This window comes from Paraclostridium dentum, from assembly GCF_012922555.1.
Taxonomy (GTDB): domain Bacteria; phylum Bacillota; class Clostridia; order Peptostreptococcales; family Peptostreptococcaceae; genus Paraclostridium; species Paraclostridium dentum.
Genome location: NZ_WIPK01000030.1, coordinates 1 through 6,050 on the forward strand (window position 1 = coordinate 1; position 6,050 = coordinate 6,050).

The 6,050-nt window shown below is 28.9% G+C and carries 4 protein-coding genes; 1 reads left to right on the plus strand and 3 read right to left on the minus strand.

Annotated features, from left to right (window positions below; all coding sequences use genetic code 11):
- Positions 1 to 365 precede the first annotated feature (365 nt).
- Together nrdG and GFJ41_RS17540 are read right to left on the minus strand one after the other, a co-directional pair.
- The gene (gene nrdG / locus GFJ41_RS17535; protein WP_170075946.1) at positions 366 to 905 is read right to left on the minus strand and encodes an anaerobic ribonucleoside-triphosphate reductase activating protein; all 540 of its coding nucleotides are present in this window, start codon (positions 903 to 905) and stop codon (positions 366 to 368) included.
- Positions 906 to 941: 36 nt separating this feature from the next.
- Positions 942 to 3,293, minus strand: coding sequence for an anaerobic ribonucleoside triphosphate reductase (locus tag GFJ41_RS17540; RefSeq protein ID WP_170075947.1), 2,352 nt, complete (start codon positions 3,291 to 3,293; stop codon positions 942 to 944).
- A gap of 356 nt (positions 3,294 to 3,649) precedes the next feature.
- On the opposite strand from GFJ41_RS17540, the gene GFJ41_RS17545 reads away from it, so the two are divergent.
- On the plus strand, positions 3,650 to 4,828 hold the full coding sequence (locus GFJ41_RS17545; RefSeq protein ID WP_170075948.1) for a pyridoxal phosphate-dependent aminotransferase: 1,179 nt from the start codon (positions 3,650 to 3,652) through the stop codon (positions 4,826 to 4,828).
- Between the two features lie 210 nt (positions 4,829 to 5,038).
- On the opposite strand, the gene GFJ41_RS17550 is transcribed toward GFJ41_RS17545, so the two are convergent.
- The gene (locus GFJ41_RS17550) at positions 5,039 to 5,560 is read right to left on the minus strand and encodes a GNAT family N-acetyltransferase (RefSeq protein ID WP_170075949.1); all 522 of its coding nucleotides are present in this window, start codon (positions 5,558 to 5,560) and stop codon (positions 5,039 to 5,041) included.
- Between the last annotated feature and the right edge of the window lie 490 nt (positions 5,561 to 6,050).

Sequence of the window (6,050 nt, forward strand, 5' to 3'; positions counted from 1 at the left end):
TAATTAACCTACTGTTTAATTTTCAAAGTTCATTTTTTCTTTTGTGTTTCGTCCGTTTCTTAAGGACAAGTAATACTTTACCATCTAATCAAAACAGAGTCAACAGTTTTTTTTATTTTTTTTAATTATATTTTAATTTCACTTTAATAAAGAAAGTGTTCCTCAAGTTATCAACATTTTTATCCACATTATCTACAGTTTTAAAGTTGCATATACACTTACATCCGTAAGACTTATCCACATTATCCACCATAAATATGTATATATTTTAATTTATTTTCATTTTTCGATATTTTTAAATCTTTTGAAGAAAAAAGGCGAAAAAAATAAGCATAAGTAAGAACTTATGCTTATTTTTTAATTTATTATTTTGCTATTCCTAAATCTTCTTTCATATATTCATCATGTAAACATATTTTCTTAAGCTCTAGTGTTTTCTTAACATCTATAATTCTTTGATTTGATGATCCTCTAAACTTAAGACTTATATCTCTCTTAGCTTCTATAAATCTTCCATCCACCAAAACATCTATATTTCTAAGTAAATTTAAATTATTAAAATATGAAGGGTTTTTCTTATCTGTAAGTTCCTCAAATGTATATCCTGTATATACCCATACATCTAAGTCATTATATTTGCATGTTTTTGCAACTTCAGCTAAAGCTTCACTTTGTAAAAATGGCTCTCCTCCAGATAAAGTTACACCTCTATGCAATTTTAGTTTTTCTATCTCTTTAGATATTGTGCTTGTATCTACTTCGAATCCACTCACCAAATCATGAGTTTGAGAATTATGGCACCCTTTACAATTATGTATGCATCCTTGTGTCCATAAAACAGCCCTAAGCCCAGGCCCATCTACTATACTATCTACAGTAATAGGCGAAGCTAATCTTATCTTCATGTATACTCCCCCTCATTAAAACATTAAATTTAAATATTAACTGTGTTTTATTCTATCTCTAACTTCTGCTTTCTTTGCATTATTAAATCTATCTACTGTTCCTACTAAATATCCTGTTATTCTTCTTATTCTTTCAAATCCAATTTCTCCATCTGATTCTTTTCTACCACAAGCAGGGCAAACATCTCCAGGTATAACACCTGAGTACCCACATACGGGATCTCTATCTAATGGATGATTTATACTTCCATATCCTATACCTAATTCTTTCATAGCTCTTATTATAGTTTCAAAAGCTTCTAAGTTATTTGAAGGGCTTCCATCTAACTCTATATAAGTTATATGTCCAGCATTAGTTAATTCATGATAAGGAGCTTCTATCTTTATCTTGTCAAAAGAACTTATTTTGTAATATACAGGTACATGGAATGAATTTGTATAATATTCTTTATCTGTTATTCCTTCTATTTCACCATATTTATTTCTATCTATAGAAGTAAACCTTCCTGATAGCCCTTCTGCCGGAGTAGCTATTAAAGAGAAATTTAATCCATATTTTTCACTAGCTTCTTCCATTCTATCTCTCATATGACCAATTATATTTAGTCCTAGATTTTGAGCTTCTTCACTTTCTCCATGGTGTTTTCCTATAAGAGCTATCAAACATTCTGCTAATCCTATAAATCCTACTGTTAACGTTCCTTGTTTTATAACTTCTTTTAATGTATCATTAGGTCCTAAATCATCAGACCCCTTCCATACATTTTGTCCCATTAAAAACGGGAAATTTTTAACCTTTTTATTTCCTTGAACTTCAAATCTTTCTAGTAATTGATCTATTACTAAATCTATCTTTTCATTTAACTCTGCGTAAAACTCGTCTAAATTTAAGTTTTGACCATTTATACTTCCATGTTTTATTCCTAATCTTGGAAGGTTTATTGTTGTAAATGATAAGTTACCTCTTCCACTTACAACTTCATCTCCACATACATTACCAACTACCCTAGTTCTACACCCCATATATGTAGCTTCTGTATCAGGATCTCCTTCAACATAGTACTTAGCATTAAAAGGAGCATCTATAAAGCTAAAGTTAGGGAATAATCTCTTTGCAGAAACTCTACATGCTAACTTAAATAAATCATAGTTATGGTCTTCAGGATTTAAATTTATTCCTTCTTTTACTTTGAATATTAATATAGGGAATATAGCTGTTTCTCCATTTCCAAGACCTTTTTCTACTGATAATAATAAGTTTTTAGTAACTAATCTACCTTCTTCAGATGTATCTGTTCCAAAATTCACACTTGAAAAAGGAACTTGAGCCCCTGCTCTTGAATGCATAGTATTTAAATTGTGTATAAAAGCTTCCATGGCTTGATATGTGTTTCTATCTGTTTCTTTATATGCTTCTTTATATGCAAACTTTTGTGATTTTTCTGCTACGTCATCTTTTATATTTAATCTATTTATTAATTCTCTTTTTTCTAAATTTATATATGACTCGTCTAAGCTTATACTAGCCTTAGTATCTGTATTTTGCTCTACATAAGATACAATATCTCTTATTTCATCTAAAGCTTCTATACCTTCATATAGCTCTAAAGCTTTACTCATATTATTTATATATAATTTCTTAAATGTCTTATACACACCTTCAGCTAGACCATAATCGAAAAATGGTATACTTTGTCCTCCATGTTGATCATTTTGATTACTTTGTATAGCTATTGCTGCTAAAGCTGCGTAACTTATAATATCATTCGGCTCTCTTAAGAATCCATGTCCCGTTGAAAAACCATCTTTAAATAACTTTATTAAATCTATTTGGCAACATGTCAATGTTCCCATATTTAAAAAGTCCATATCGTGTATGTGTATATCCCCATTATCATGAGCAAACGCATGTTCAGGTTTTAACATGTAAGTTTTGCAAAACTCTTTAGATACTGTACTTCCATACTGAAGCATAGTTCCCATTGCAGTATTTCCATCTATGTTCGCATTTTCTCTTTTTATGTCAGCATCATCTGCATCAGCAAAAGTTATTTCTCCTATAGACTTCATTAGTCTAGATTTAGAATTTCTTATTCTGTTTCTTTCAGTTCTATAAATTATGTATTCTTCACTAGTTTTAGCATGTCCTTTTTCTATAAGAACTTTAACTACAGCATCTTGTATATCTTCTACTCCAGGAGTATTTGTTGCAAACTTTATATTTAATAGCTTAATTACATCTTGAGTTAATAATTCTGCTACATTATAATCCGCTACACTACCTTCTCTTTGAGCAACTTTACTCGCAGCTAAGAATATAGCTCTCGTTATTCTATCTGAGTTAAAAGGTATAACTCTTCCATCTCTTTTCTTTACTGCTTGAATCACAATAAATTCCCCCTCATCACAATATATAGTATCCGCAAATATTAAGCATACTATATATAGTATGCTTGGATGAAAAAAATCCCCTTTAACAAAGTCAAAGGGAAGATCTTTAAGTCATTACTTTACTACAATAAGCTTACCAAAATTGTACATAATCGTCAAATCACCTCTAAGCATTGAAATTGCTATCTACATTTTTTGAACATTAGTATTTCTAATATGTTCAAATTTTTAGACTTTTTTATAATTTTTTCACTCATTTTTTGACAAATTTATCAATAAATCTTATATAGTTATCTTTGTTGTTATAAATTAATATATAATATACTTATCTATCTTAAAAAGGAGGATTAAACATGTTATCTAGTAGATTAAATAACATTACACCATCTTATACAATAGGTATAAGTTCAAAAGTTCGTGATTTAAAAACATCAGGAAAAAGTATAATTGATTTAAGTATAGGAGAACCAGATTTATCTGTTCCTAATGCAGCAATTCAACATGGAATAAACTCATTAAATGAAAACTTAACTAATTATGACTTAGTTCCTGGATTAAAAATTCTTAGAGATGAATTATCTAAAAAACTAAATTTAGAAAATGATTGTGATTATGCTCCAGAAGAAATAGTAGTTTCTAGTGGTGCAAAAAATGCTATAACAAATGCTTTATTAGCTGTATTAAATCCTGGAGATGATGTTCTAGTTCCTAAACCTTATTGGGTTAGCTATCCTGAAATGATAAAACTAGTTAATGCAAATCCAGTTTTTATAGAAACAAATAAAGAAAATGAATTTAAACTAACTAAAGATATTTTGGAAAAGAGTATTACTCCAAAAACTAGAATGTTATTTTTAAATAACCCTTCAAATCCTACTGGAGCAGTTTACTCAAAAGAAGAATTATTAGAAATAGCTAATGTGTGCATAAAGAACAATATATACATACTAGCAGATGAAATATACGAAAGAATATGTTACAAAGATAAATTTGTATCTATAGCATCATTAAGTAATGATATAAAAAATATAACTATAACTATAAATGGTTTCTCTAAATCATTTGCTATGACAGGTTTAAGAATAGGATATTCTGCAAGTAACAAAGAAACTGCTAAAGCAATATCAACAATACAGGGACATTTAGTATCTCATCCCTCTCTAACTAGTCAATATATAGCTTACGGAGCTTTAAAGGATTGTTCTGATTCTATTAATGACATGGTTGATATATATCGTTCAAGAAGAAATAAAGTGGTTGATATATTAAATCAATGCAACAAATTAAATTATGTAACTCCAGATGGAGCTTTTTATACATTTATAGATTTATCTATGGTAAAAAATAATTTAAACTATACGGATAGTTTTTCTATAGAATTTTGTAATAAGCTATTAGATGAGTATGAAGTTGCTGCTGTTCCAGGAATAGCATTTGGAATGGATGATTATATAAGAATTTCTTATGCTTGTAGTGAATCTTCTTTTACAGAAGGATTAAAAAGAATAATAAAACTTGCTGAGTCTTTATAAAAATATATAAATTAATTTTACTTAAAATAAAAAACTGTTCAGGAAAATTTCACTTCAATTTCATGAACAGTTTTTATTTATTTATATGTATACTTTTAAGTATTTACTTCTATTATTTAAACATACGTTTACTCATTAACAACTTTTATCTCAATACCCACTACCCCATATCTTTTTATATCTTCCTTAGAATAATATTGTTCTATTTTTTTATAATTTTATCCAATAACGTTTTATAATATTTCCATCAACCTCTACATCTTTCTCAAATACTCCTCCATTAGCAATTATAACTTTTTCACTACCTATATTGTCATGATTGCAAGTTATAAGAACTTTATCAAGTCCATACGATTTACAATTTACAAGATTTTGTTTAAGCATCTCTGTCGCATATCCTTTTTTCCTTTCGCTCGGACGAACAGAATAACCTATATGACCACCCCATAAACTTAGTACCGGGTGATTAATATGATGTCTTAAATCAATGATTCCAACAATTTTATTATCTGTTAATCTTACAGCTACATATAAATTAGAAGTTACCTTATCTGATGGACAAGTTTTTTCACTTTCAAGTAAGTTAATTGTATCAATCCAATCTTTAGCCGTAGAACATTCTCTTAAGCTCCCACATCCGGCTAAATCATCCCCTAATTCTAAAAACTCTTGTTTATAGTCCATAATATCCTTAGCATATTCTAAAGTTGGCTTTATTAATTTTATCTCCATCTCTACATCCCCCTTAATTACTATTTATATATATTATATAAAAATAATCTCTATTCATCATTATATGCTCAACTTTTAACTTAATTATATTAAATTTTTTATCTTCTTTTTTTATTTAATACCTTCTCACACAAGCGTAAACTTTTTTCAAATAAACTTTCATTATCTTTTTATATCATATAGTGCAAGCGTAATTCTTCTTTATTTTGCACAACAAAAAGTGGTTAGAGCAAAGTGGTCATTTAAAGCATATTTTCTCATCTCTTTGTATCCTACCCTACAAGCATAATTCTTTTATATTTTCACACAACAAAAAGTGGTTGATATTTAGTTTGCAACGAAGTGGTCATTCAAAGCATTTTCTCAGCTTTATGACCCAAGCGCAAACTAAATATCAACCACACTACAATTTTCGTAAAATAAAAAAGATTACGCGGCTACGTCCTACTCTCCCAGGCAGCTTCCCACCAAGTACCATCGGCGCTAAAGA